General features: G+C 47.1%; 21 protein-coding genes and 1 other RNA gene. 11 read left to right on the plus strand and 11 right to left on the minus strand.

Annotated features, from left to right (window positions below; genetic code table 11):
• Nucleotides 1-12 precede the first annotated feature (12 nt).
• Both KDN34_RS10475 and KDN34_RS10480 read left to right on the plus strand, forming a co-directional pair.
• On the plus strand, nucleotides 13-921 hold the full coding sequence (locus KDN34_RS10475; protein ID WP_212593736.1) for a histone deacetylase family protein: 909 nt from the start codon (nucleotides 13-15) through the stop codon (nucleotides 919-921).
• A 13-nt stretch (nucleotides 922-934) separates the two neighbouring features.
• On the plus strand, nucleotides 935-1,228 hold the full coding sequence (locus tag KDN34_RS10480) for a late competence development ComFB family protein (protein WP_212593737.1): 294 nt from the start codon (nucleotides 935-937) through the stop codon (nucleotides 1,226-1,228).
• Between the two features lie 110 nt (nucleotides 1,229-1,338).
• Here KDN34_RS10480 and ffs read toward each other — a convergent pair.
• From ffs to pspA, 7 genes are all read right to left on the minus strand, one after another.
• Nucleotides 1,339-1,436: signal recognition particle sRNA small type (ffs, locus tag KDN34_RS10485), an RNA gene on the minus strand.
• A gap of 158 nt (nucleotides 1,437-1,594) precedes the next feature.
• Nucleotides 1,595-1,903, minus strand: coding sequence for a ComEA family DNA-binding protein (locus tag KDN34_RS10490; RefSeq protein ID WP_212593738.1), 309 nt, complete (start codon nucleotides 1,901-1,903; stop codon nucleotides 1,595-1,597).
• A gap of 110 nt (nucleotides 1,904-2,013) precedes the next feature.
• Nucleotides 2,014-3,123, minus strand: coding sequence for a TIGR01620 family protein (locus tag KDN34_RS10495; protein WP_228730315.1), 1,110 nt, complete (start codon nucleotides 3,121-3,123; stop codon nucleotides 2,014-2,016).
• Nucleotides 3,120-4,538 carry a YcjX family GTP-binding protein gene (locus tag KDN34_RS10500; protein ID WP_212593739.1) on the minus strand — a complete coding sequence of 473 codons (1,419 nt, stop codon included), beginning with the start codon at nucleotides 4,536-4,538 and terminating at the stop codon, nucleotides 3,120-3,122. The genes KDN34_RS10495 and KDN34_RS10500 overlap by 4 nt, the downstream gene beginning before the upstream one ends.
• A 47-nt stretch (nucleotides 4,539-4,585) precedes the next feature.
• On the minus strand, nucleotides 4,586-4,981 hold the full coding sequence (gene pspC / locus KDN34_RS10505; protein ID WP_212593740.1) for an envelope stress response membrane protein PspC: 396 nt from the start codon (nucleotides 4,979-4,981) through the stop codon (nucleotides 4,586-4,588).
• Nucleotides 4,971-5,207: an envelope stress response membrane protein PspB gene (gene pspB / locus KDN34_RS10510; protein ID WP_212593741.1), complete on the minus strand. Its 237-nt coding sequence runs from the start codon at nucleotides 5,205-5,207 to the stop codon at nucleotides 4,971-4,973. Before pspB ends, pspC begins: the two co-directional genes overlap by 11 nt.
• 21 nt (nucleotides 5,208-5,228) lie before the next feature.
• The gene (gene pspA, locus KDN34_RS10515; protein WP_212593742.1) at nucleotides 5,229-5,915 is read right to left on the minus strand and encodes a phage shock protein PspA; all 687 of its coding nucleotides are present in this window, start codon (nucleotides 5,913-5,915) and stop codon (nucleotides 5,229-5,231) included.
• A gap of 178 nt (nucleotides 5,916-6,093) precedes the next feature.
• Here pspA and pspF point away from each other — a divergent pair, with 178 nt between their 5' ends.
• The 9 genes from pspF (at nucleotide 6,094) to ung (ending at nucleotide 14,961) form a co-directional block, all read left to right on the plus strand.
• Nucleotides 6,094-7,179 carry a phage shock protein operon transcriptional activator gene (gene pspF, locus KDN34_RS10520; protein WP_212593743.1) on the plus strand — a complete coding sequence of 362 codons (1,086 nt, stop codon included), beginning with the start codon at nucleotides 6,094-6,096 and terminating at the stop codon, nucleotides 7,177-7,179.
• A gap of 150 nt (nucleotides 7,180-7,329) precedes the next feature.
• Nucleotides 7,330-8,949: an ABC transporter substrate-binding protein gene (locus tag KDN34_RS10525; RefSeq protein WP_212593744.1), complete on the plus strand. Its 1,620-nt coding sequence runs from the start codon at nucleotides 7,330-7,332 to the stop codon at nucleotides 8,947-8,949.
• Complete coding sequence (locus tag KDN34_RS10530) at nucleotides 8,949-9,980, plus strand: ABC transporter permease (RefSeq protein WP_212593745.1); 1,032 nt, start codon at nucleotides 8,949-8,951, stop codon at nucleotides 9,978-9,980. Before KDN34_RS10525 ends, KDN34_RS10530 begins: the two co-directional genes overlap by 1 nt.
• Entirely contained in the window at nucleotides 9,967-10,857 is an 891-nt protein-coding gene (locus KDN34_RS10535) for an ABC transporter permease subunit (RefSeq protein ID WP_212593746.1), read from the plus strand. The genes KDN34_RS10530 and KDN34_RS10535 overlap by 14 nt, the downstream gene beginning before the upstream one ends.
• Before the next feature lie 2 nt (nucleotides 10,858-10,859).
• Nucleotides 10,860-11,867 carry an oligopeptide/dipeptide ABC transporter ATP-binding protein gene (locus KDN34_RS10540; protein WP_212593747.1) on the plus strand — a complete coding sequence of 336 codons (1,008 nt, stop codon included), beginning with the start codon at nucleotides 10,860-10,862 and terminating at the stop codon, nucleotides 11,865-11,867.
• On the plus strand, nucleotides 11,851-12,636 hold the full coding sequence (locus tag KDN34_RS10545) for a peptide ABC transporter ATP-binding protein (protein WP_212593748.1): 786 nt from the start codon (nucleotides 11,851-11,853) through the stop codon (nucleotides 12,634-12,636). Before KDN34_RS10540 ends, KDN34_RS10545 begins: the two co-directional genes overlap by 17 nt.
• A 109-nt stretch (nucleotides 12,637-12,745) precedes the next feature.
• A complete protein-coding gene (gene fabV / locus KDN34_RS10550) occupies nucleotides 12,746-13,948 on the plus strand; it encodes an enoyl-ACP reductase FabV (protein WP_212593749.1) in 1,203 nt (400 codons plus the stop codon).
• Nucleotides 13,949-14,043: 95 nt separating this feature from the next.
• Entirely contained in the window at nucleotides 14,044-14,256 is a 213-nt protein-coding gene (locus KDN34_RS10555) for a TOBE domain-containing protein (RefSeq protein ID WP_212593750.1), read from the plus strand.
• A gap of 36 nt (nucleotides 14,257-14,292) precedes the next feature.
• The gene (gene ung, locus KDN34_RS10560; protein ID WP_212593751.1) at nucleotides 14,293-14,961 is read left to right on the plus strand and encodes a uracil-DNA glycosylase; all 669 of its coding nucleotides are present in this window, start codon (nucleotides 14,293-14,295) and stop codon (nucleotides 14,959-14,961) included.
• 56 nt (nucleotides 14,962-15,017) lie between these two features.
• On the opposite strand, the gene KDN34_RS10565 is transcribed toward ung, so the two are convergent.
• From KDN34_RS10565 to clpX, 4 genes are all read right to left on the minus strand, one after another.
• Complete coding sequence (locus tag KDN34_RS10565; RefSeq protein WP_212593752.1) at nucleotides 15,018-16,871, minus strand: SurA N-terminal domain-containing protein; 1,854 nt, start codon at nucleotides 16,869-16,871, stop codon at nucleotides 15,018-15,020.
• Between the two features lie 208 nt (nucleotides 16,872-17,079).
• Nucleotides 17,080-17,352, minus strand: a complete 273-nt coding sequence (gene hupB / locus KDN34_RS10570) for a nucleoid-associated protein HU-beta (RefSeq protein WP_169563336.1) — start codon at nucleotides 17,350-17,352, stop codon at nucleotides 17,080-17,082.
• A gap of 258 nt (nucleotides 17,353-17,610) precedes the next feature.
• The gene (gene lon, locus KDN34_RS10575; RefSeq protein WP_212593753.1) at nucleotides 17,611-19,968 is read right to left on the minus strand and encodes an endopeptidase La; all 2,358 of its coding nucleotides are present in this window, start codon (nucleotides 19,966-19,968) and stop codon (nucleotides 17,611-17,613) included.
• Between the two features lie 130 nt (nucleotides 19,969-20,098).
• On the minus strand, nucleotides 20,099-21,379 hold the full coding sequence (gene clpX / locus KDN34_RS10580) for an ATP-dependent protease ATP-binding subunit ClpX (RefSeq protein ID WP_212593754.1): 1,281 nt from the start codon (nucleotides 21,377-21,379) through the stop codon (nucleotides 20,099-20,101).
• Between the last annotated feature and the right edge of the window lie 27 nt (nucleotides 21,380-21,406).

Here is a 21,406-nt window from a genome sequence, read left to right on the forward strand (position 1 = left end):
TGATTTGCTATTTTGATCCCGGTCAGCTATCACGCCAGCTACTCAACGCTGGCGTTACCCCCCCACCACCGCTTTCCGATTGGCAAATATCAGGCGCTGTTCCACTGGTTACAACAAAGTGATATTTGCCATCACTTTCAAATAATGTCGCCCTCAGCTATTGCGCCGGTTCAGCTATGTCTGGTTCATGATCCTGAGTATATCCAGCAGTTTATCAATGGCACACTTCCCAAAGAAAAAATGCGACGTATTGGATTCCCGTGGAGTGAAGCTTTGGTAAGGCGTACTTTACATTCGTTGGGAGGGACACTACTTGCTACGCAGCAAGCACTAGAACAGCGAATAGCCATGCAAATTAGCGGCGGTTATCATCATGCCTATCGCGACTTTGGCAGTGGCTATTGCATTTTTAATGATCTGGTATTTGCCGCTGCTAGCGTAATCAGTCAAGGAACAGTCGACCGCGCGCTGATCATTGATTGCGATGTCCATCAAGGCGATGGAACTGCCAATATGACGGTTGGGCGGGATGACATCATCAGTTGCTCTATTCACTGCACAAAAAATTTTCCTGCACGTAAGCAACAATCACACTACGACCTTGAACTACCACCTGACAGTAATGGCTCAGAGTATTTTGAGTTACTTCAGCAATCGATACCTTGGATATTGCATCGTCATCAGCCACAGATTATTTTTTATGATGCTGGTGTCGACGTTCATCGAGACGATGAATTGGGTCTGTTAAACCTAACAACGCAAGACATCTATCTGCGCGATAAATGGATATTAGGGCTTGCTGCTGCCAAGGAGATCCCAATTGTGTGCGTCAGTGGAGGCGGATATTGCCACGACACTCTACAATTAATCTCTAGACACAGTCAGTTATATCTTGCCGCCGCTGAATGCTTTGCAAACTGAAGGAGAACAGTGAATGCAACTGGATATCCGCAATTACTACGAAGTACTACTGATGGAAATTCTGTCTGATGAAGGGCTGCTAGAGGAGCTTCCTGAAAACTATCTGGCGGATCTTGCGTGTATTACGTTAAACCAATTGCCCGTGCGCTATATCCACCATCTGGTAGATACTTATTTTTACGATGATATTGGTGAACAAGAACAGATGCGCCGAGAAATCTACTCAGCACTGGAAAAATCCAGAGCCTTTTTGAAATCTAAATTAGCCAAAGACGGCAAGACAACTGAATCATCATCGATGAGCTAGACGGCTTTTAGTTAGATTTAACTGAACAATTTCTCATGAAATGTACCACCAAGTGTACGACTCGATGTTTTTCTGAGATAGCTCTTTGATTATAAGAAAGATTGGAGGCTCCCCCAGAGCCAACACCCCGGCACATGAATCGCTCGCTACGGTTGCTCCCTTCCGGGCCTGGCCGAGTTCACGAGTTATCATTGCGGGGGGACCCTGGGGTCGCCACTGATTTGCAGCGTTACTGCAACGGCGTGGATTATCTCCGAAGGAACCCTAGGGATCAAGGATAAATACCGGCAACTGAAGTAACTGACGATTAGATAAACAAAAAGTCCGCAATCACGGACTTTTTTATTTTTACTAAGCCTGGTCGTATCACAATGACAACAAGTGGCCGTTCTTTTCAATGAATTTCGGGCCAATCCCTTTTACTTTGGTCAAATCCTCTAAGGACGCGAATTTGCCGTTGGTTTCCCGATATTCCACGATTGCCTTGGCTTTTGCTTCACCAATCCCCTTAAGGAGCTGCAACTCAGCAGCACTGGCAGTATTAACATTTACTTTTTGTAGCTGCTCTGCTTGCTTAACAACTTCCGGAGCAACAGTTTCTGCATAGGATGTAAAAATATACATTGGTGCAAGCATGGCAACCGCCATTGCCACCGTTTTCAGATAGCGTTTCATATTGATTCTCCATTTAGATATCCGTAAAAATCAGGCCGAATTCCATATATCCCTAGCCCATGGAGAAGTGTAGTAAACGTTCAAAAATTAGCCAAATCTAAATTTACGACTTAGGATACTTCGTTATCTTCAGTCGCCTGCTTGGCTTTTTGGCGAAGTTGTTGCAGCTCTTGCAGTAATTCTTTATGAATACCCGACAAACGCGGTCGTTGTTTATCATCAAATGCTAGCGGTCGACATAGTGCCATCGCCTGATATCCGAGTCTGGCAGTCAGTAACCCCGCGCCGAGCCCCTGCCCTAATCTGGCGGATAACTTGCCAGTCAATTCAACAGATAACAATTGATTGCCGATATCCATCGCAAGTTCCGTTGTACCGGCATAAAGGATATTGAGCACAATCCCGCGAAAGAGCCTGATACGGCTCCAGTAACCCAGTTTGATACCATAACTCTCGGCTATCTGACTGATCATCTTCTGGTTGCGCCACAACACTAAGGCCATGTCTAACACGGCAAACGGGCTAATCGCCAGCAGTAACGCCGACTCAGCAGCAAAATGACGCACAATTTTTTTCGCCGCTTGATCTCGTTGGCGCAGCACAATAGTGTCAAATAAACGCACCTGTTCCGCATCATTCTGTTCCGGTGATAATGCCGCTTCCAACGCGCGGATCTCTGCGACTGCAGAAGAAGGCATTGAGGCGGTAATTCCCCGAATAAACGGCAGGGCCTCGCCCATCTGCATACTGCCGAGTAAACGTGCCCCGATAACCCTGTCATCCTCCATCTGTTTCAATTTTTTCAGCTGTCGCCATTCAGCCAGGGTAATCCCACCGGTCCATAACAACACCACCCCGATAACCGTACTGTAGAAGCCAAATAGCCAAGGGCTTTGGGTCCAGGCGTCAGCTAGCCCCAATCCGGTTTGCACAACGACGGCTGCTAGCAGTCCCGATAGCGCGAGTTTTGCCAGCCGTGATAATTTTTTGGGTCTGAGCAAGGTTCCAATAGAAGCCTGCTTTTTGGCATGATGCGCAAGTATCTCATCCGCATCGGCGGTATCCTTTACCGGTAGCAGAACTGTCGCAGTAGGTTCAAACGTCACTTGGGTAGTCTGCTGATACTCACGAAATGGACGAAGATTATCCTGCTCGGTTGTTTGCTGTGTTAAAGGCTGTGCAGTGTTTTCGTTTGACTGCATTTTCTGTTTTGACGTCATTGCAGTTTGTCCCCTAACAAAAACTCAAGCAGATGGTCGAGACGCACGTGTTCAAAGTCCTCGGCACTATCCACTTTAGGTGGCGCAAAATCACAGAAGTGAAACCCTTGTTGCTGCCAGAATGTTTCATCCGGCAAATGCCTTGGGACCTGACCAGGATAGAGCGTTACATATTGGCGATCGCTGAGTCGGGTACCGGTAACCACCTCCTGCTCACCATATTCGTTATCACTCACCATTCCTGGACGAGTGGCGCGAATAGCACTCACCGCCATGGTTTCAACACTACAGCCAGCACTGTCGGCAAAGTTTCGCCCTGGAGCCAGCATGGCATTTAACAGTGCTAACACATTACCTTGTTGATCACGAGTGATCTGATCCACTTTACTCGCGGCGAATAGCAGTTTGTCTATCTTGGGCGCAAACAGACGTCGTAACAAACTGCTGTTGCCAAACCGAAAACTCTGGGTAATGGCGTTAAGTGCCCGGGTCATATCTTCAAATTGTGCTTTACCGCGATTAAGCGCTGTAAAACAATCCACCAGTACCAACTGTCGGTCAAAGCCAGCGAAATAGTCGTAATAAAAGGGTTTGACGACTTTAGCGACGTACTCGCGGTAGCGGTGTTCTAGTACCCGATAAATTGAGCCAGATACCCATTTTTCTGCCATGAGTTGTTGGGGTAATAATGGGAAAAAGCTCAGGATTGGGGCGCCGGCCAAATCGCCGGGTAACAGCAATCTGCCCGGTTGTGCCAGATAAAATCCTTGCTGCTGTACCATGTCCAACAACAGTTGTTGGTAACTCGCCGCTACCATGGCAAGCTGTTCATCGCTGGCTTCAGCGTCAGGCAATAGGGCACTCACCTTTGCCTCAAAAGCCTCGAAATAGGGAGATAACCTGAAATTATCAATGGATGCCCACACGCTATCACACCATTGCTGATAACTCAGACCCAACATAGGTAAATCCAATAACCATTCACCCGGATAATCGACAATATCCAATAACAGGGTGGCACTAGTATCATCGAGAAACTTAGCTAACAGTCCTTGCGCCGGCCGAAACTTGATTGCTAACCGTAGTTCGCTGATATTGGTGGTGGACGGCGGCCACTGCGGTGTTTCCGCCAGTAATTGATTGAGCGCTGTTTCATAGCCAAAACTGGCTAATTGTAAATCCGGTTGTAGTACGCGTTTCGTCGCCAGCAATCGTTGATCTCGACACACGGAAAAAAGCGGCAGTTGTTTACTGTTATTGGGAGACACAAGTAATAGCTTATTGATGATTGCCGTAATAAACGCCGTTTTTCCTGCGCCGGCGAGTCCTGTGACTGCCAGTCGCAGATGCTGGTTTGCAGTGCGATAACTCAGCTCTAATGCTTTATTTTTCAGTTGCTGCCAGTGGCGATTCATAAGGCTCCCAAAAACAAAAAGGGCGGCCAGGCCGCCCTCTACGAGGATTACAGGTTGTTAATTTGACGTTTCAGTTCAAACTGTTCTGAGGTGACGTAAGTTTCCAGATCCCGCAATTTGGTTTCTAGCCCAGCAAAACGTTGATTCAGATCTCTAAGTGCCTGAGTTGCGGGTTCGCCAGCTTGCCAGACTTTCTTCTTGATACCGTGCTCGCGGTAGTCCGATTCAAATTCTTGCGGCTTCTCATCCAGGATCATCCACAGTGCAACATAGGCAACGACCATGACCGCTGAACCACCCAACAAGAAGATAGACACCACCGCCACTCTGACCAACCAGGTTTCAAGATTGAAGTAATCTGCAATTCCTGCGCATACTCCCGCAATCTTGCCATCACGCTTGTTGCGATAAAGCGTCTTCTTGCCGTTGTTTTTATCTGTCATGGCGTTGTCTCCATTCTGGTGACTCGGCATCCAAAATAGACTCTAACGTGGTAATACGTTGGCTCATCTTGTCAGCCTTGTCGATCAACTCATTGAGTTGTTTAAATTCTTCATCAGTCAGTCCCTTACCCACCTGCCGCTTGCTGCGATAATGAAGAATCAACCAGATGGGCGCCACAAAGATCATGAACAAAATCAGTGGTGCCATCAACAGATCCATATCCATAATTCACCTCAGCTTTAATCGTTATTCTTCAGACTTGGCAGCTTTGCCTTTAATTTTGGCTTTCAGTGCTGCCAGCTCTTCGCTGACTTCATCATCCGCTTTCAGTGCAGCAAACTCTTCATCCAAACTGTTTTTCTTCTTACCGCCCAGCTCATAAGCTTCGACTTCCGCTTCCAAGCCTTCAATGCGACGCTCATACTGTTCAAATTTCAGCATAGCATTGTCGATTTTGCTGGAATCCAGCTGCTTTTTAACTTCAAGACGAGAAGAGGCAGACTGCTTGCGGATGATAATGGTTTTCTGGCGAGCCTTAGCATCAGCCAGTTTCTCCTGCAATTGCGACACTTCTTCTTTCAAGCGCGCAATATGCTCTTCAATGACATCCCGCTCGGCTTCAAGATGCTGCACAGCAGTAGCAACCTTCTGCTTTTCAACCAGAGCAGCTTTAGCCAGATCTTCACGCTCTTTGGTTAATGCCAGTTCAGCTTTTTCCTGCCAGTCATTAACCTGTGTTTGCATTTTAGCAATGCGACGTAACAGCTCTTTTTTCTCAGCCAATACTTTAGCTGAAGTGGAACGTACTTCCACGAGCGTGTCTTCCATCTCCTGAATAATCAGGCGTACCATTTTTTCTGGATCTTCCGCCTTATCCAACAGTGCGCTGATATTGGAGTTTATGATATCGGCGAAACGCGTAAAAATTCCCATAATCCTATCCTCAAAAATTATTGTGGGTTGCGGACGTTCTAATACAGATACCGTGCCAATTTTTATAAATAGTTATATTTCAATATGTTACATGGATATAAAGTTTTTCTTTATTTATTTTTACTACCCACATATCATGAATTTCACCACTTATTAGTGTTAAAGACCAACGAATATCGTGAATAGATCCTATCAGCAAGATAATCTCATCGGCCAGTCCAACGCTTTTCTGGAAGTGCTGGAACATGTGTCGCAACTGGCGCCGTTATCTAAACCCGTGCTGATTATTGGTGAACGCGGTACCGGCAAAGAGTTGGTCGCCGAGCGTTTGCATTATCTGTCTCAACGCTGGGATCAGAACTTTATCAAACTTAACTGCTCTTCGCTTAGCGAAAATCTACTTGAAAGTGAACTATTTGGTCATGAAGCGGGCGCATTTACCGGTGCCCGTGCTCGCCATGAAGGCCGTTTTGAACGAGCCGATAGTGGTACCTTGTTTCTCGATGAACTTGCCAACACCTCCGGCTTAATCCAAGAAAAACTATTACGCGTGATCGAATATGGTGAATATGAACGCGTGGGTGGCAGTAAGACACTGACTGCCGATGTTCGGCTGATTTGCGCGGCCAATGAAGATTTGCCCTCTCTGGCGGAGGCGGGGGAATTTCGCGCCGATCTTTTGGACAGACTGGCGTTTGATGTGATCACCCTGCCACCGCTACGTTACCGTCAGGACGATATATTACCGCTAGCCGAACATTTTGCGTTGGGGATGGCCAAGCAGTTAAAACTGAAACTGTTTCCTGGCTTCACCAATAGTGCCATACACACTTTGATGAATTACGATTGGCCAGGCAACATCCGTGAACTAAAAAATACTATTGAGCGTAGTGTTTACCGTCACGGCAATGAAGATAAGCCGATTCGGGAAATTGTGTTAGATCCCTTTGAGTCGCCATTCAGACCTAAACAGCGAATAAAAACACTCTCCAGACAAAACGTCACACCATCAGATGTTGCAGTGCATACAGTGCCAGAGCCACCGCAACATCAAAGCGCTGAGATACCTACGGAGCTAGCAGTCCATCAGTTTGAATTTCCGGTGGACTTTAAACAGAGCTGCGAAGCCTTTGAAGTCGAGTTAATTCAGAAAGCGTTAGTCGCCAGTCAGTTTAATCAGAAGAAAACGGCTGAACTGCTGCAACTCAGTTATCACCAGTTGCGCGGTATTCTTAAAAAATACAATTTGCTGGACAAAAATTGAGAGAATTGCTCAAGACAACCTGACACTGTTAGAATGGCCGGTCTAGATCCAGATAACTAACAACGTGCAATGAAACTGCTGATGCTCAACACCAGACCGACGAATAACTCTGATTGCAGAGATTCACTGGTTAAGAAGCTAACTCTGAGGATGTTCATGCTCGATAAAGCAGCACTACGACAGCTACTGTGCGCAATGTTAGGACTCACCTTGTTTGGTTGTGGCCCACAGCCGGTCCCCTCTGGCTTAGTGTATTGCTCCGAAGGTAACCCTGAATCTTTTAATCCGCAAACCGTAACTTCAGGCACCACTATTGATGCGACCTCTCATCAAATTTATGACCGCTTAATTGATGATAATCCTTATACTGGCGAGTTTATTCCGGCCTTAGCCACTGCCTGGAACATCAGTAAAGATGGCCTGACGTACGACTTTGAACTGCGCCACGGCGTTAATTTCCAGGATCGTCCTTATTTTCATCCGACCCGAAAATTCGATGCCGATGATGTAATTTTTTCTTTTGAACGCATCATCGATAGTAATAATCCATTCCATGCAATATCACGAACTGGCTACCCATTTTTTGAAAGTGTTGGCTTCGAAAAACTGATCAAGCGAATCGTCAAATTGAGTGATGACAAAGTACGATTTGAACTCAATTATCCCGACGCCTCCTTTATGGCCAATATGGCGACAGATTTTGCGGTGATTCTGTCAAAGGAATATGCTGATCAGCTGCAAAAATCAGGAAAGATGCCAGATATTGATAGTAAGGCGGTGGGTACCGGTCCTTTTATGCTGGTTGATTATGTGAAGAATGATTATATCCGTTATCGTCGTAATCCAGGTTATTGGGGAACCATCCCAGCATCAGACCAACTGGTTTTTGATATAACGCCCAGGAGCACCATCCGACTGGCAAAACTCATTATCGGGGATTGTAATATTTCGGCGTTACCTAAGGCTGGGGAGTTACCCGCAGTCGCCACCCACGATAATTTAACCGTTGAAAGCCAGCCAGGAATGAACGTAGCCTACTGGGCTTTTAACACTCGCAAAAAACCGTTAGATAATATTAAAGTACGACAAGCCCTCGCTTATGCCATTGATAAGCAAAACTTATTACGTGCGGTATACCAAGATACCGCAATTGAAGCCTCTGGCATCCTTCCACCCTCATCATGGGCGTATACCGGCACTTCAGCAGAGTATCATTACAATCCCCAAAAGGCGCGACAATTACTGAAAGAGGCTGGGGTGCATAATCTCAGCATTGATATCTGGGCCATGCCGGTGGCGCGCATTTACAATCCCAACTCACAAAAAACCGCGGAGTTGATCCAGGCGGATCTTGCTGCGATTGGTGTGCGCGCTAATATTGTTAGCTATGACTGGAGTGTATTCACCCGTCGATTATCTAACAGTAACTATGATTCGGTACTGATTGGCTGGAGTGCGGATAACAGCGATCCTGATAACTTTTATACTCCACTGCTGAGTTGCAGCTCGGTACAATCTAAAAGTAATCGATCCAAATGGTGTAACAGCCAATATGACCAGCTAATTTCACGCGCCAAAACTATCACTGACAAAGGTGAGCGAACTGAATTGTATCGCCAAGCTGAAGAGTTAATTGATGCTGAAGTACCGATAGTGCCGCTTGCGTACGCCAAACGAATGTTATTGAAAGAAAATGATGCACCACCAATTATGCTCATGCCTTTCGGAGGTATTAATTTCAATAACGTCAGTGAGCGAGGGAAACAGTAATGGCCAACTATCTGATAAGACGCCTCAATCTGTTTATTGCAACCTCTTTATTGCTGATAGGCATATTGTTTTATGCCACGCATCTTTTTCCGGTCGATATTGGCTATGCCTTAAGTGGCATTCAGTATCCAACAGATGTGCAAGAGGTGCAGATCAAGCGGGATTACGACCTTGATAAAGGCAGCGTCCGTCAATTTATCGCGTATGCAGGAGAACGCTTAAGTGGGAATTTTGGCGTGTCGGCCACCTCAAAACGCCCCGTTTCAGAAGAGTTATTGGAAGTGCTACCCGCATCGTTTGAACTTGCCGTGGTCGCCGGCATTATTGCGTTAGTATTTGGGGTGCCGCTCGGGGTAATTGCCGCGTTAAGCCACCATCCATTTCTGAAGAAATTTATTATGGCCGGCACACTGACCGGTTATTCCATTCCGGTGTTCTGGTTAGGGCTGACCTTGTCATTTTGGTTTGGCGTTAAGTTAGGTTGGCTGCCTATTTCAGGCCAAATTAACTTGTTGTACGAAATTCGCCCCGTTACCGGGTTTATGTTATTCGACACACTGTTATCAGATTCACCATATCGTATAGCGGCTTTTCGCGATGCATTACTGCATATCATTTTACCGGCAGTGACCCTGGCGGTTCTCCCCTTCACGGTCGTGGTACGTATCACCCGCGCCGCCATGACCAATGTGATGAATCAAACCTATATTCGTGCTGCAGAAGCCCGTGGACTATCATCGGTAAAAATTGTGTTACATCATGCGCTTCCGAATGCCTTAATCCCGCTGTTGAAACACATTGGCCTGATGCTGGGCCCCTTTGCCAGTTATGCGATAGTTGTTGAAGTGATCTTTTCATGGCCGGGGGTGGGCTCATGGCTGGTCTCTGGCATATATCAACGTGATTATACCGTGATCCAGAGCGGTATTATGGCCGTGGCCTTGATCATTGTGTTTTTGAGCATTTTGATTGAGGTGCTGTACACCATAGCGAATCCGTTAAGTCGCAAGGAATTTTATGGCTCAAACTAAAACCTATTTAGATGACGCCATCCCCTCTCCAGCGTTAAAGGTTTGGCGTATCTTTGCTGCAAAGCCTCAAGCCATAACCGGGCTTTGGGGAGTGGGCGCATTATTATTGCTTGCGCTATTTGGCCACTACCTCGCACCTTTTGCGGCTGAATTTCAGGACCCCGATGCTTTGTTGCTGCCGCCATCATGGAATAGTAATGGTACTGTCGAACATTTCTTGGGAACCGATGATCTAGGTCGGGATATATTCAGCCGCTTGCTGTACGGCGTACGCCTGACGTTTGGCATGGCATTAGCCATTGTCAGTTCCGCGTTGTTGGCAGGCATCATCATCGGCTCTATTTCCGGGATGATGAGCGGTCTAAAATCCAGTATTCTCGGGCATTTACTGGATGCACTGTTATCGATCCCTTCCCTGTTAATGGCGATTCTGGTCGTCGCGGTTACTGGCCCTGGGCTTGGAAATGTGTTCTGGGCAGTTGGCATATCGCTGACACCACAGTTTGTACGTGCGATCCACCAGACTGTGCATGAAGAATTACAAAAAGAATATGTGACGGCAGCAAGGCTAGATGGTGCCAATTCACTGCAAATTTTCTGGTATGTCATCATGCCCAATGTGTGGGAAACCATCATTATTCAAACCACATTGGCGATTTCTGCGGCGATACTGGATATCGCCGCACTGGGATTTCTGAATCTCGGGGCTCAGGCACCACAACCTGAATGGGGCGCGATGGTGATGCAGGGATTGGACAGCTTCCTGACCGCGCCCTGGACAGTGACAATTCCTGGATTTGCTATTTTGCTGAGCGTGTTGTCTGTCAATCTCGTGGGTGATGGCCTACGCTCTGCAATGACGCCGATGAGAAACTGATTATGCCGTTACTCGATATCCGCAATCTCACAATTCAGATCGACACGCCTAGCGGTCCGGTCAAGGCGCTAGAAAAAGTCAGCTTGACCATCAATGCTGGTGAAGTGCATGGTCTCATCGGCGAATCGGGCTCTGGTCGCAGTATGTTAGCCCGCGCCATTTTGGGCCTTAATGAGCCCAACTGGACGATTACTGCAGATCGTATGATGTGGGACGGTCAAAACCTGATGGATATGACTCGTCAGCAACGTCGTAACTTGATGGGTGAAGATATTTCGATGATCTTTCAGGACCCCTCCGGCAGTTTTGACCCAGCATTCAGTGTTGGTAAGCAACTGTTGGAAGCTATTCCGCTCAACAAAAACCTGTTGTTTTGGAAGCGGCCCAAAGAGCGACAATACTTAGCGCAGAAATGGCTCCACAAGGTGGGAATCAAACATCCTCGTAAGGTGTTATCCAGCTATTCCTGGGAGCTGTCAGAAGGCGAATGCCAGAAAGTGATGATCGCGATGGCTTTGGCCAAGCAACCACGGTTGTTGATAGCTGATGAACCGACGGCCTCCATGGAACCAAGTACACAGGCACAAATTTATCGGTTGTTGACTCAGTTGAATCAGCTGCAGAACGTTACTATTCTGCTCATTAGTCATGAACTGGATACCCTGTCCAACTGGTGTAATCGCATGACAGTGTTATATTGCGGTCAGGTAATGGAATCTGGCCCAACTGCAGACTTGCTGGAACAGCCCAATCATCCCTATACCAAAGCACTGCTGGATAACATGCCGGATTACACGAATCCGAAAATCCATAAGATCATGATGCCAACACTGCCAGGCTCAGTTCCGGCGTTGCAGCATCTGCCTATCGGATGTCGTCTGGGTCCTCGTTGCCCGGAAGCAAGACGCAAATGTGTTACCCAGCCACTGCTGTCGCATTACAAAGATCGCTACTTTGCCTGCCATTTCCCATACCAGAGTGAGCCTATAGAAGATGACCCCCTTGCTTAAAGTCAAAGACCTCAGCAAAACCTACTTTTTGGGTTATCGTGGGTTTAAACGACAATATGCAGAAATTCTCAAGCCGGTGTCGTTTGAACTTGAAGAAGGTGAAACACTGGCCATTGTCGGCGAGGCTGGCTCAGGCAAGAGTACACTTGCGCGAATTTTGGTGGGGGCAGAATACCGCAGTGGCGGTGAAATTTTCTATCAGGGACAGGAATGGGATAAAAAGAATATCAAGCAACGATGCCGTCTAATCCGCATGATATTTCAGGATCCCAATACCTCGATGAACCCCAGACTCACCATTAATGAATTACTGACGGAGCCGCTGCGGTTTAATACGGATTTATCGAAACAGGAACGCCACGAATTAGTGGTTGAGACGCTGCGTAAAGTCGGCCTTTTACCCGAACATGGCGAGTTTTATCCGAATATGATTTCTGAAGGGCAGAAACAGCGCGTTGCAGTTGCGCGAGCGTTAATGCTGAGTCCTAAGATCATCATCGCTGATGAAGCGCTCAGTGCCCTGGATCTGTCAGTACGTGCGCAAATCCTCAACCTGCTGTTAAAATTACAGCGGGAAATGGGGTTGTCCTATATTTTCGTTAGCCACAATCTGAACGTGGTGCGACATATCAGCGATAAAGTTCTCGTGTTACATAAAGGTATGATTGTGGAATCTGGCGCGACGGAAGACGTGTTCAGTAATCCGCAACATGAATATACCCAACGATTATTGCAGGAGCAGGCACAATTAAACCGTCGTAGAGGCTGATTTAACTGCTCCAACCACTGTCCGCTGGGCGTCATTTAGGTAAAAATTAGTACCAATTGCAGCGGAAATACTTATCCTAGTGTCAATTTTGCTGGAAGAAGTTAACAAGATGATTATTAAACCCAAAATTCGTGGTTTCATTTGTACCACCACTCATCCACTTGGCTGTGAAGCCAACGTTCTGGAACAGATTAACTACACCAAAGCCAAGGGACAGATCACTAATGGCCCGAAACGAGTTCTGGTAGTAGGCGCTTCCAGTGGCTACGGCCTTTCATCCAGAATTGCTGCGGCATTTGGTTCCGGTGCGGCTACTATTGGCGTGTTCTTCGAAAAGCCAGGCACTGAAAGCAAACCTGGCACTGCGGGCTGGTACAACTCTGCGGCCTTTGACAAATTTGCCAAAGCTGAAGGACTTTACGCCAAAAGTATCAACGGCGATGCGTTCAGCCATGAAGCTAAAGCAAAAGTCATTGAGCTGATCAAACAAGATCTGGGTCAGATTGACCTGGTAGTGTACTCTCTGGCCTCGCCGGTAAGAAAGCTGCCTGACAGCGGTGACTTGGTACGTTCTTCACTCAAACCTATCGGCACTCCCTATACCTCTACTGCTGTCGATACCAATAAAGACACCATTATCGAAGCAACCGTCGAGCCTGCCACTGAGCAGGAAATCCAGGATACTGTGACTGTGATGGGCGGTCAGGATTGGGAACTGTGGCTACATGCTCTTGAACAAGCCGGTGTTTTAGCTGATGGCTGCAAAACCGTTGCATACAGCTACATTGGTACCGAGCTCACTTGGCCTATCTACTGGCATGGTGCGCTGGGTAAAGCCAAAATGGATTTGGACCGAGCCGCGCACGCATTAAACAGCGAACTGGCCGCCAAAAATGGCAGTGCCAATGTCGCCGTGCTGAAAAGTGTGGTAACACAAGCGAGTTCTGCAATTCCAGTCATGCCATTGTATATCGCAATGGTATTCAAAAAAATGCGAGAAGAAGGTCTGCACGAAGGCTGTATGGAACAAATATACCGCCTGTTCAGTGAACGTCTGTACCGTACCGATGGTCAGAAGCCTGCTACTGATGACGACAACCGTTTACGTCTTGATGACTGGGAGTTGCGGGAAGATATTCAGCAACACTGCCGCGACTTATGGCCGAAAATCACCACCGAGAATATCAGCGAACTCACTGATTATCAGGAATATAAAGCTGAATTTATCAAATTGTTCGGCTTTGGTATTGATGGCATTGATTACGAGCAGGATGTCAATCCGTTAGTAGAATTTGATGTCATCGAACTCTAGGTCACTAACGCCACCGCCAGGTGGCGTTTTTTATTCTCATTTGAGTTCTCTCTCCTATACTGAAATAGTTCGTATGTCACTAAAAGGAAGTCTAGATGAAAGTTAGCGCACGTAACTGTTTAAGTGGTATCGTTAAATCCATTGAAGTGGGTGCCGTCAATAACGAAGTGGTTATAGAACTGGCACCTGGCGTTGAAATCACTTCAGTCGTGACCAAAGCATCTGCCGAGCGGCTGGGCTTAAAGGTGGGCGGTAGTGCATATGCCCTGATTAAGGCGACAAGTGTGATGGTAGGTGTAGACGATTAAACAAGGCGGTGGCGCGTGGCGCCACCAGATTTTCTGATGACACAAACCCCGACTTGGGCCGACGTTCTGGGCCCAGAAAAAACGAAAGATTACTTTGTCAGTACGCTTAAATTTATTGATGCTGAACGCGCTCACCACAAATGCATTTATCCTCCCCAAGAAGATACATTCAATGCATTACGCTACACGCCATTGGCGGATGTCAAAGTGGTTATTCTGGGACAAGATCCTTACCATGGACCTGGACAAGCTCATGGTCTGTGTTTTTCAGTGAAAGCAGGTATCACACCGCCACCTTCGCTGCAAAACATGTTTCAGGAGCTTTGCCACACCGTACCTGGCTTCAGTTATCCTCAGAGCGGTGATCTTACGCCGTGGGCCCGACAAGGCGTTTTACTGCTCAATACGGTGCTGAGTGTCGAAGAGGGAAAAGCACACTCACATGCGCATTTGGGATGGGAACAGTTTACCGATAGGATTGTTGAAGCAGTCGACCGCTACCAGCACGGTGTCGCATTTTTGTTATGGGGACGCCATGCCGGTGACAAGGCACAACGCGTTAACCCTCGTAAGCATTTGGTTCTTAAAGCAGCACACCCATCGCCTTTATCTGCTAGCAGAGGCTTTTTCGGCTGTAACCATTTTAATCTGGCAAACCAGTATTTGCAGTCTCAGGGAAAAGTCCCCATCAGCTGGCAACTTTAAGCACTATTTTGACCATAAAAAGCCGGCGAATGCCGGCTTTTTATGGTTTCACGATTTTAGTTAGTGTGATAGGTAATTTCAGCCTTAGCCTTCAACATATCAATCACAGCACTGTAATCTGCCTCGCTGTATTGACTGTTCAAACGCTGTTTGACCGCTGCGAGCTGATCCGCAGACGCTGTGTCAATATTGTTGATCTTGTCCAACACGACTACTGCATAACCTTTCGCTAAAGCGACACTGTCGATACTCAAACCATCTTTGGCTTTAGCCATCTCAAATGCTTTTGCGACAATCGCTGGATCAATCCCCTGAGCAGTGCGAGTTACTGCACTATGAGCCTCAAGAGCAATACTGGAATCACCCTGTTTCAGTTTGGCGACCAACTCTTCAGCTTTTGCTTTAGCCAGATCATTAGCTTTCTGTTGTTTCAAACGGCCTTCAATATCCGCTTTCACTTCGTCATAAGCCATCAAACCTGCTGCTTCATGCTTCTTAAGCCGCACCACCATCACATCATTGTCACCGACTTCCAGCATGTTACTGTTCATTCCAGAAAGCACGTCACTGGAGAACGCGGCCTTGAGAATTGCAGGCTGCTGAAATGGTTCTGGCGCAGATTCACGGCTAAACAGTTCAGTTGATTGTACAGTAGCACCAACAACTTTGGCCGCATCTGCCAGCGTATCGGGGACTTCATAACTGGTATCAGACAACTTTTGCTGCAAGCCATAGAACTCGTTAACAGCTTTATCCATCTTCAACTTGTCAACAATTTTGGATTTTACTTCAGCAAAACTCGCCACTGCGCTCGGCTGAATATCCAACACTTTGATGATGTGGTAACCGTAAGCAGTATGAACAACATCTGAATATGCCCCCTTGTTGAGCGAGAACAGGGTCTTATCAAATTCAGGAGCCATCACCCCAGCTTCAAACCAGCCTAATTCGCCACCTTTTTCGGCGCTCAAGGTATCCTGAGAATCCTGCTTGGCCAATTTAGCAAAATCGGCACCATTCACTAATTGCTTATGAATGTCCTCAGCTTTGGTCTTAGCAGCAGCGTCGTTACCGGTGATCAGAATATGTGCCGCCAAACGTTTCTCAACGGTCTTATATTCGTCTTTATGCTGGTCGTAGTAAGCTTGTGCGTCGGCATCACTGACTTGTTGTTTGTCAGCTAAGGATTTAGCACTCAACTCCACATATTCCAGACTCACCATTTCTGGACGCTGGAACTGATCAGGATTGGCATCATAGAACTTTTTCAGTTCATCATCGGTTACTTTCACTTGGCTCAGGAAAGGATCTGAATCGACTTTCAGCAGCTGAATGTCTCGGGTTTGCGCCTGCAGTTTTGCCAACTCGCTGGCTTCACCCTTCAACACGAATTCACTACCAATCAGCGCATTAATAAGTTGACTACGGGTCATATCCGCCCGCATGGTTTCGCGGAAACTGGTAGGTTTAAAGCCCAATTGCTGCAACAAGGCTAAGTAACGATCATTGTTAAATTGACCATCTACCTGGAAAGCCGGTTCATTGCGAATTGAGGCAATAATCTGTTCGTCGGAAACCCGAAGCCCCAAGTTCTTGGCGGCTTGATCCAGTAAACGCTGCGCAATCAAACGCTGCAACACATTCTGCTTAACATTAGCCAGATAAGCATCATTGCCGGACAACGTATCGAACATATCACCTAACTGCTGTTTCAGACGGTTTTTTTCATTCTGAAATGCCTGTTCCAGTTCGGTTTGAGAAATATCTTCACCGTTTACCGTTGCCACAGCTGATTGTGAAGTACGCCCCAAGTAGCTGCTGACGCCGGCAAATGCAAAGGACAGGATCACCAACACCAAAATGACTTTGGCAATGACACTTTGTGCTCCGTCGCGGATTTTATCTAACATCAGTGGTCTCGCTTATGCGATAAATTCTAAAAAAAAGACGCATCACTGAAGGGATGCGCCTATCTGTAATGATTATTGGAGTGTTTCAAAAGACGCTGTATCACCTTCACCACACTCCGGACGCGACATTATCGCCATCCTTTCAGTCCGTAAAAAGCACCGCATGCCGCAGTGCTATTACAGAAGCCTTACAAGGCCGCTATGGAAATTAATTAACTGCGTCTTTCAGTGCTTTACCTGCTTTGAATGCAGGAATTTTAGCGGCTGCAATTTTGATCTCTTTCCCAGTCTGTGGGTTGCGACCAGTACGCTCAGCACGCTCACGTACTTCAAAAGTACCGAAACCAACTAGAGAAATCTTGTCGCCATCTTTCAGACCATCGGTCACAGCAGCGATAAAAGAATCCAGTGCGCGGCCGGCAGCGGCTTTGGAAATGTCAGCACCAGAAGCGATTTTCTCGATTAGTTCAGATTTGTTCATGTCATCCCCTTGAATGTAATTGTATGCACCGCAACCAAGTCCTTCTCTAGAGCGGTCTGCGGAGGCTTTTATAACAAGCTTGATTTGAAAGTTCAAGCCCCGTAGGAAAACCAAAATTATGAAATCGGATACAGCTCAAAGCCAGTCACTCCAAGGGCTTGGAGCAACTGGCTCTCCACGAACCTAGGCTACCACAGCTCTAGGCTTTGTTAACCACCTTTTTTCATTTTTTTTCAAATGGCTGGGCAATTTTTTGCGTCAGTCCAAATTTTTTACAACTTCAAACCCTGCAACGGGTCTTTCAAGTGCTAATTTCAATACTTCATCAATCCAACGCACTGGTTTGATTTCCAAATCAGCGACTACATTGGCCGGAATTTCTTCCAAATCGCGTTCGTTTTCTTTCGGGATCAACACTAACTTGATACCACCACGATGCGCAGCCAATAATTTTTCTTTAAGACCACCAATCGGTAATACTTCGCCACGTAAGGTGATTTCACCGGTCATCGCGACATCGGCACGCACAGGATTACCTGTCAGGCTGGATACCAAGGCAGTACACATCGCGGCACCGGCTGACGGACCATCTTTAGGTGTCGCACCTTCAGGCACATGCACGTGAATATCGCGCTTTTCATAGAAATCCGGATTAATACCTAACTGCTCAGAACGTGCTCTGACTACCGTTAACGCCGCCTGAATGGACTCTTGCATTACATCACCCAACGAGCCGGTATAGGTCAGTTTGCCTTTGCCTGGAACTGAGGTGGCTTCAATGGTCAGCAAGTCACCGCCGACTTCAGTCCATGCCAAGCCCGTGACCTGTCCCACCTGATTATGAGATTCCGCCTTGCCGTAATCGAACCGTTGTACCCCTAAGAAGGACTTGAGGTTATCCTGATCTACAGTCACATGTTGGATGTTCTTGTCGAGCAAAATCTGTTTCACGACTTTACGGCAGATCTTAGAAAGCTCACGTTCTAGCGCACGCACCCCCGCTTCACGAGTGTAATAACGGATAATGCCGACAATGGCACTGTCGTCAACGTTAATCTCATTCGGCTTCAGACCATTACGTTCAATCTGTTTCGGCAACAGATGCTGTTTGGCGATGTTAAGTTTCTCATCTTCGGTGTATCCAGACAGACGAATAACTTCCATACGGTCAAGCAATGGCCCTGGAATATTCATAGAATTAGACGTTGCCACGAACATGACATCGGACAAGTCATAATCCACTTCCAGGTAATGGTCATTGAAAGTGGAGTTCTGTTCTGGGTCCAGTACTTCCAGCAAGGCTGAGGCCGGATCACCGCGCATATCGGAACTCATCTTGTCGATTTCATCGAGCAGGAACAGAGGGTTCTTTACACCAACTTTAGACATCTTCTGAATGATTTTGCCTGGCATAGAACCAATGTAGGTACGACGATGCCCACGGATTTCTGCTTCGTCCCGCACCCCACCTAATGCCACGCGCACATATTTACGGCCCGTTGCTTTGGCAATCGATTGTCCCAGCGAAGTCTTCCCTACCCCTGGCGGTCCAACCAAACACAGGATAGGCCCTTTAAGCTGTTTCACACGGCTCTGTACCGCCAGATACTCTAGAATACGTTCTTTGACCTTTTCCAACCCATAATGGTCGGTATCCAAAACCACTTCGGCTTTGGAGAGGTCACGTTTGATCTTGGACCGCTGTTTCCAGGGCACCGAGGTCATCCAGTCCACGTAACTGCGCACTACCGTAGCTTCAGCTGACATCGGCGACATCATCCGCAGCTTATTCAATTCAGCAGTAGCCTTCTCTTTGGCTTCTTCAGGCATGCCTGCTTCTTCAATCTTACGACTGAGGGTCTCAAATTCGTCATGACCTTCGTCCAGATCGCCGAGTTCTTTCTGAATAGCTTTCATCTGCTCATTCAGATAGTACTCACGCTGGCTTTTTTCCATCTGCTTTTTAACACGCGAACGGATCCGCTTTTCCACCTGAAGCAGGTCGATTTCCGACTCCATGGTAGCCATCAGATATTCCAGCCGCTCGCCAACATTTACCATTTCCAGGACAGCTTGTTTATCCTGTAATTTCAAAGGCATATGCGCTGCCATAGTATCGGCCAGCCGGTCGGCTTCTTCGATACCACTGAGCGAAGTCAGAACTTCTGGCGGGATCTTTTTATTCAGCTTGATATAGCCTTCAAACTGACCAATAGCACTGCGCACCAGGACTTCTTCTTCACGGTCCTCTAGCGGCTGAGACTCCAGATAATGCGCGGTGGCAATAAAGAATTCTTCTTCTTGCACATACTGCTCAATCTTGGCGCGACGACCACCTTCTACCAATACCTTGACAGTACCATCTGGCAGTTTGAGCAACTGCAGAATGGAGGCAACCGTACCCACATCGAAAATATCGTCAGCAGTAGGTTCATCGAGATCGGCGTCACGCTGGGCAACCAGGATAATCTGTTTATCCTGTGCCATTGCCGACTCCAGACAACGGATGGACTTCTCTCGTCCCACGAATAACGGAATTACCATATGGGGATATACCACCACATCTCTTAGTGGCAGCACGGGTAATTCGATTCGCGCTTCACGCTCTATGGTCATAGTTCGATTCCGTTTCAGTTAAATGTATTACTGTGAGTATATTGGGGCTGCTTTATTGCTTTCAATGGCAAATATAAAAAAAGGAGTCACTCGGACTCCTTTATTTTTATGAAGATAAACACGTGCTTATTTAGTGTTCACCAGAGGCGGCTTGAGATTCACTGTTCTCATAAATCAAAATTGGCGCAGATTCGCCTTTGACCACAGATTCGTCCACTACCACTTTCACCACATTTTTCAGCGATGGCAGATCGTACATGGTGTTAAGCAGTATTGCTTCAACAATAGAGCGCAAGCCGCGGGCACCGGTTTTTCTGGTCATCGCTTTCTGAGCGATGGCTTTCAGTGCATCTTCACGGAATTCTAGCTCCACATTTTCCATCTCAAACAAGGCTGAAAACTGCTTGGTGATAGCATTTTTCGGTTCAGACAGAATTTGTACCAGTGCCGCCTCATCCAACTCGGATAAAGTAGCCACAACTGGCAAACGGCCAATAAACTCAGGAATAAGACCGTATTTAACTAAGTCTCCTGGCTCGACATCTAACAAGGTATCACTGATATTTTTCTTATCTGCCTGGCCTTTTACCTGAGCGCCGAAACCAATACCACTACCGATATGAGAACGCTGCTCAATCACTTTTTCCAACCCAGCAAACGCACCACCACAGATAAACAGGATCCGCGAGGTATCGACCTGCAAAAACTCCTGCTGAGGATGCTTGCGTCCGCCTTGTGGCGGTACCGCAGCGACGGTTCCCTCGATGAGTTTCAGCAACGCCTGCTGCACGCCCTCACCAGACACGTCACGGGTAATAGAGGGGTTATCAGACTTGCGGCTAATCTTGTCGATTTCATCAATATAAACAATACCGCGCTGTGCCTTTTCCACATCATAATCGCACTTCTGCAGCAGTTTCTGGATGATATTTTCAACGTCTTCACCGACATAGCCTGCTTCAGTCAATGTCGTGGCGTCAGCCATGGTAAATGGCACATCTAGGAAACGGGCTAACGTTTCTGCCAGTAAGGTTTTACCACTACCGGTAGGCCCGATAAGTAGAATATTACTCTTACCCAATTCGACGCCATCTTTAGGTACTGAATGCTTTAGACGCTTATAGTGGTTGTATACCGCTACCGAGAGCACCTTTTTAGCCTGTTCCTGGCCAATAACATAATCATCCAAGTGTGCCCGCAACTCATGCGGCGTCGGTAACTTGTCATGATCTCTCTTCGGCGAGATATCCTTTATCTCTTCACGGATGATGTCGTTGCATAACTCAACACATTCATCACACACATATACGGAAGGACCGGCAATAAGCTTACGTACTTCATGCTGACTCTTACCGCAAAAAGAGCAGTACAGCAGTTTACCGTTATCACCGTTGCCTTTATTGTCACCCATCACTTTTCCTCATATGCAGTGTCCACC

The sequence above is a fragment of the Shewanella yunxiaonensis genome (assembly GCF_018223345.1).
Taxonomy (GTDB): Bacteria; Pseudomonadota; Gammaproteobacteria; order Enterobacterales; family Shewanellaceae; genus Shewanella; species Shewanella yunxiaonensis.

Bases quoted from the DNA above. Each gene is read 5' to 3' on its own strand.
- KDN34_RS10480 (WP_212593737.1), top strand. From the start codon at position 935: ATGCAACTGGATATCCGCAATTACTACGAAGTACTACTGATGGAAATT.
- KDN34_RS10490 (WP_212593738.1), bottom strand. From the start codon at position 1,903: ATGAAACGCTATCTGAAAACGGTGGCAATGGCGGTTGCCATGCTTGCA.
- KDN34_RS10495 (WP_228730315.1), bottom strand. From the start codon at position 3,123: ATGACGTCAAAACAGAAAATGCAGTCAAACGAAAACACTGCACAGCCT.
- KDN34_RS10500 (WP_212593739.1), bottom strand. From the start codon at position 4,538: ATGAATCGCCACTGGCAGCAACTGAAAAATAAAGCATTAGAGCTGAGT.
- pspC (WP_212593740.1), bottom strand. From the start codon at position 4,981: ATGACAGATAAAAACAACGGCAAGAAGACGCTTTATCGCAACAAGCGT.
- pspB (WP_212593741.1), bottom strand. From the start codon at position 5,207: ATGGATATGGATCTGTTGATGGCACCACTGATTTTGTTCATGATCTTT.
- pspA (WP_212593742.1), bottom strand. From the start codon at position 5,915: ATGGGAATTTTTACGCGTTTCGCCGATATCATAAACTCCAATATCAGC.
- KDN34_RS10525 (WP_212593744.1), top strand. From the start codon at position 7,330: ATGTTCATGCTCGATAAAGCAGCACTACGACAGCTACTGTGCGCAATG.
- KDN34_RS10530 (WP_212593745.1), top strand. From the start codon at position 8,949: ATGGCCAACTATCTGATAAGACGCCTCAATCTGTTTATTGCAACCTCT.
- KDN34_RS10535 (WP_212593746.1), top strand. From the start codon at position 9,967: ATGGCTCAAACTAAAACCTATTTAGATGACGCCATCCCCTCTCCAGCG.
- KDN34_RS10540 (WP_212593747.1), top strand. From the start codon at position 10,860: ATGCCGTTACTCGATATCCGCAATCTCACAATTCAGATCGACACGCCT.
- KDN34_RS10545 (WP_212593748.1), top strand. From the start codon at position 11,851: ATGACCCCCTTGCTTAAAGTCAAAGACCTCAGCAAAACCTACTTTTTG.
- fabV (WP_212593749.1), top strand. From the start codon at position 12,746: ATGATTATTAAACCCAAAATTCGTGGTTTCATTTGTACCACCACTCAT.
- KDN34_RS10555 (WP_212593750.1), top strand. From the start codon at position 14,044: ATGAAAGTTAGCGCACGTAACTGTTTAAGTGGTATCGTTAAATCCATT.
- ung (WP_212593751.1), top strand. From the start codon at position 14,293: ATGACACAAACCCCGACTTGGGCCGACGTTCTGGGCCCAGAAAAAACG.
- KDN34_RS10565 (WP_212593752.1), bottom strand. From the start codon at position 16,871: ATGTTAGATAAAATCCGCGACGGAGCACAAAGTGTCATTGCCAAAGTC.
- hupB (WP_169563336.1), bottom strand. From the start codon at position 17,352: ATGAACAAATCTGAACTAATCGAGAAAATCGCTTCTGGTGCTGACATT.
- lon (WP_212593753.1), bottom strand. From the start codon at position 19,968: ATGACCATAGAGCGTGAAGCGCGAATCGAATTACCCGTGCTGCCACTA.
- clpX (WP_212593754.1), bottom strand. From the start codon at position 21,379: ATGGGTGACAATAAAGGCAACGGTGATAACGGTAAACTGCTGTACTGC.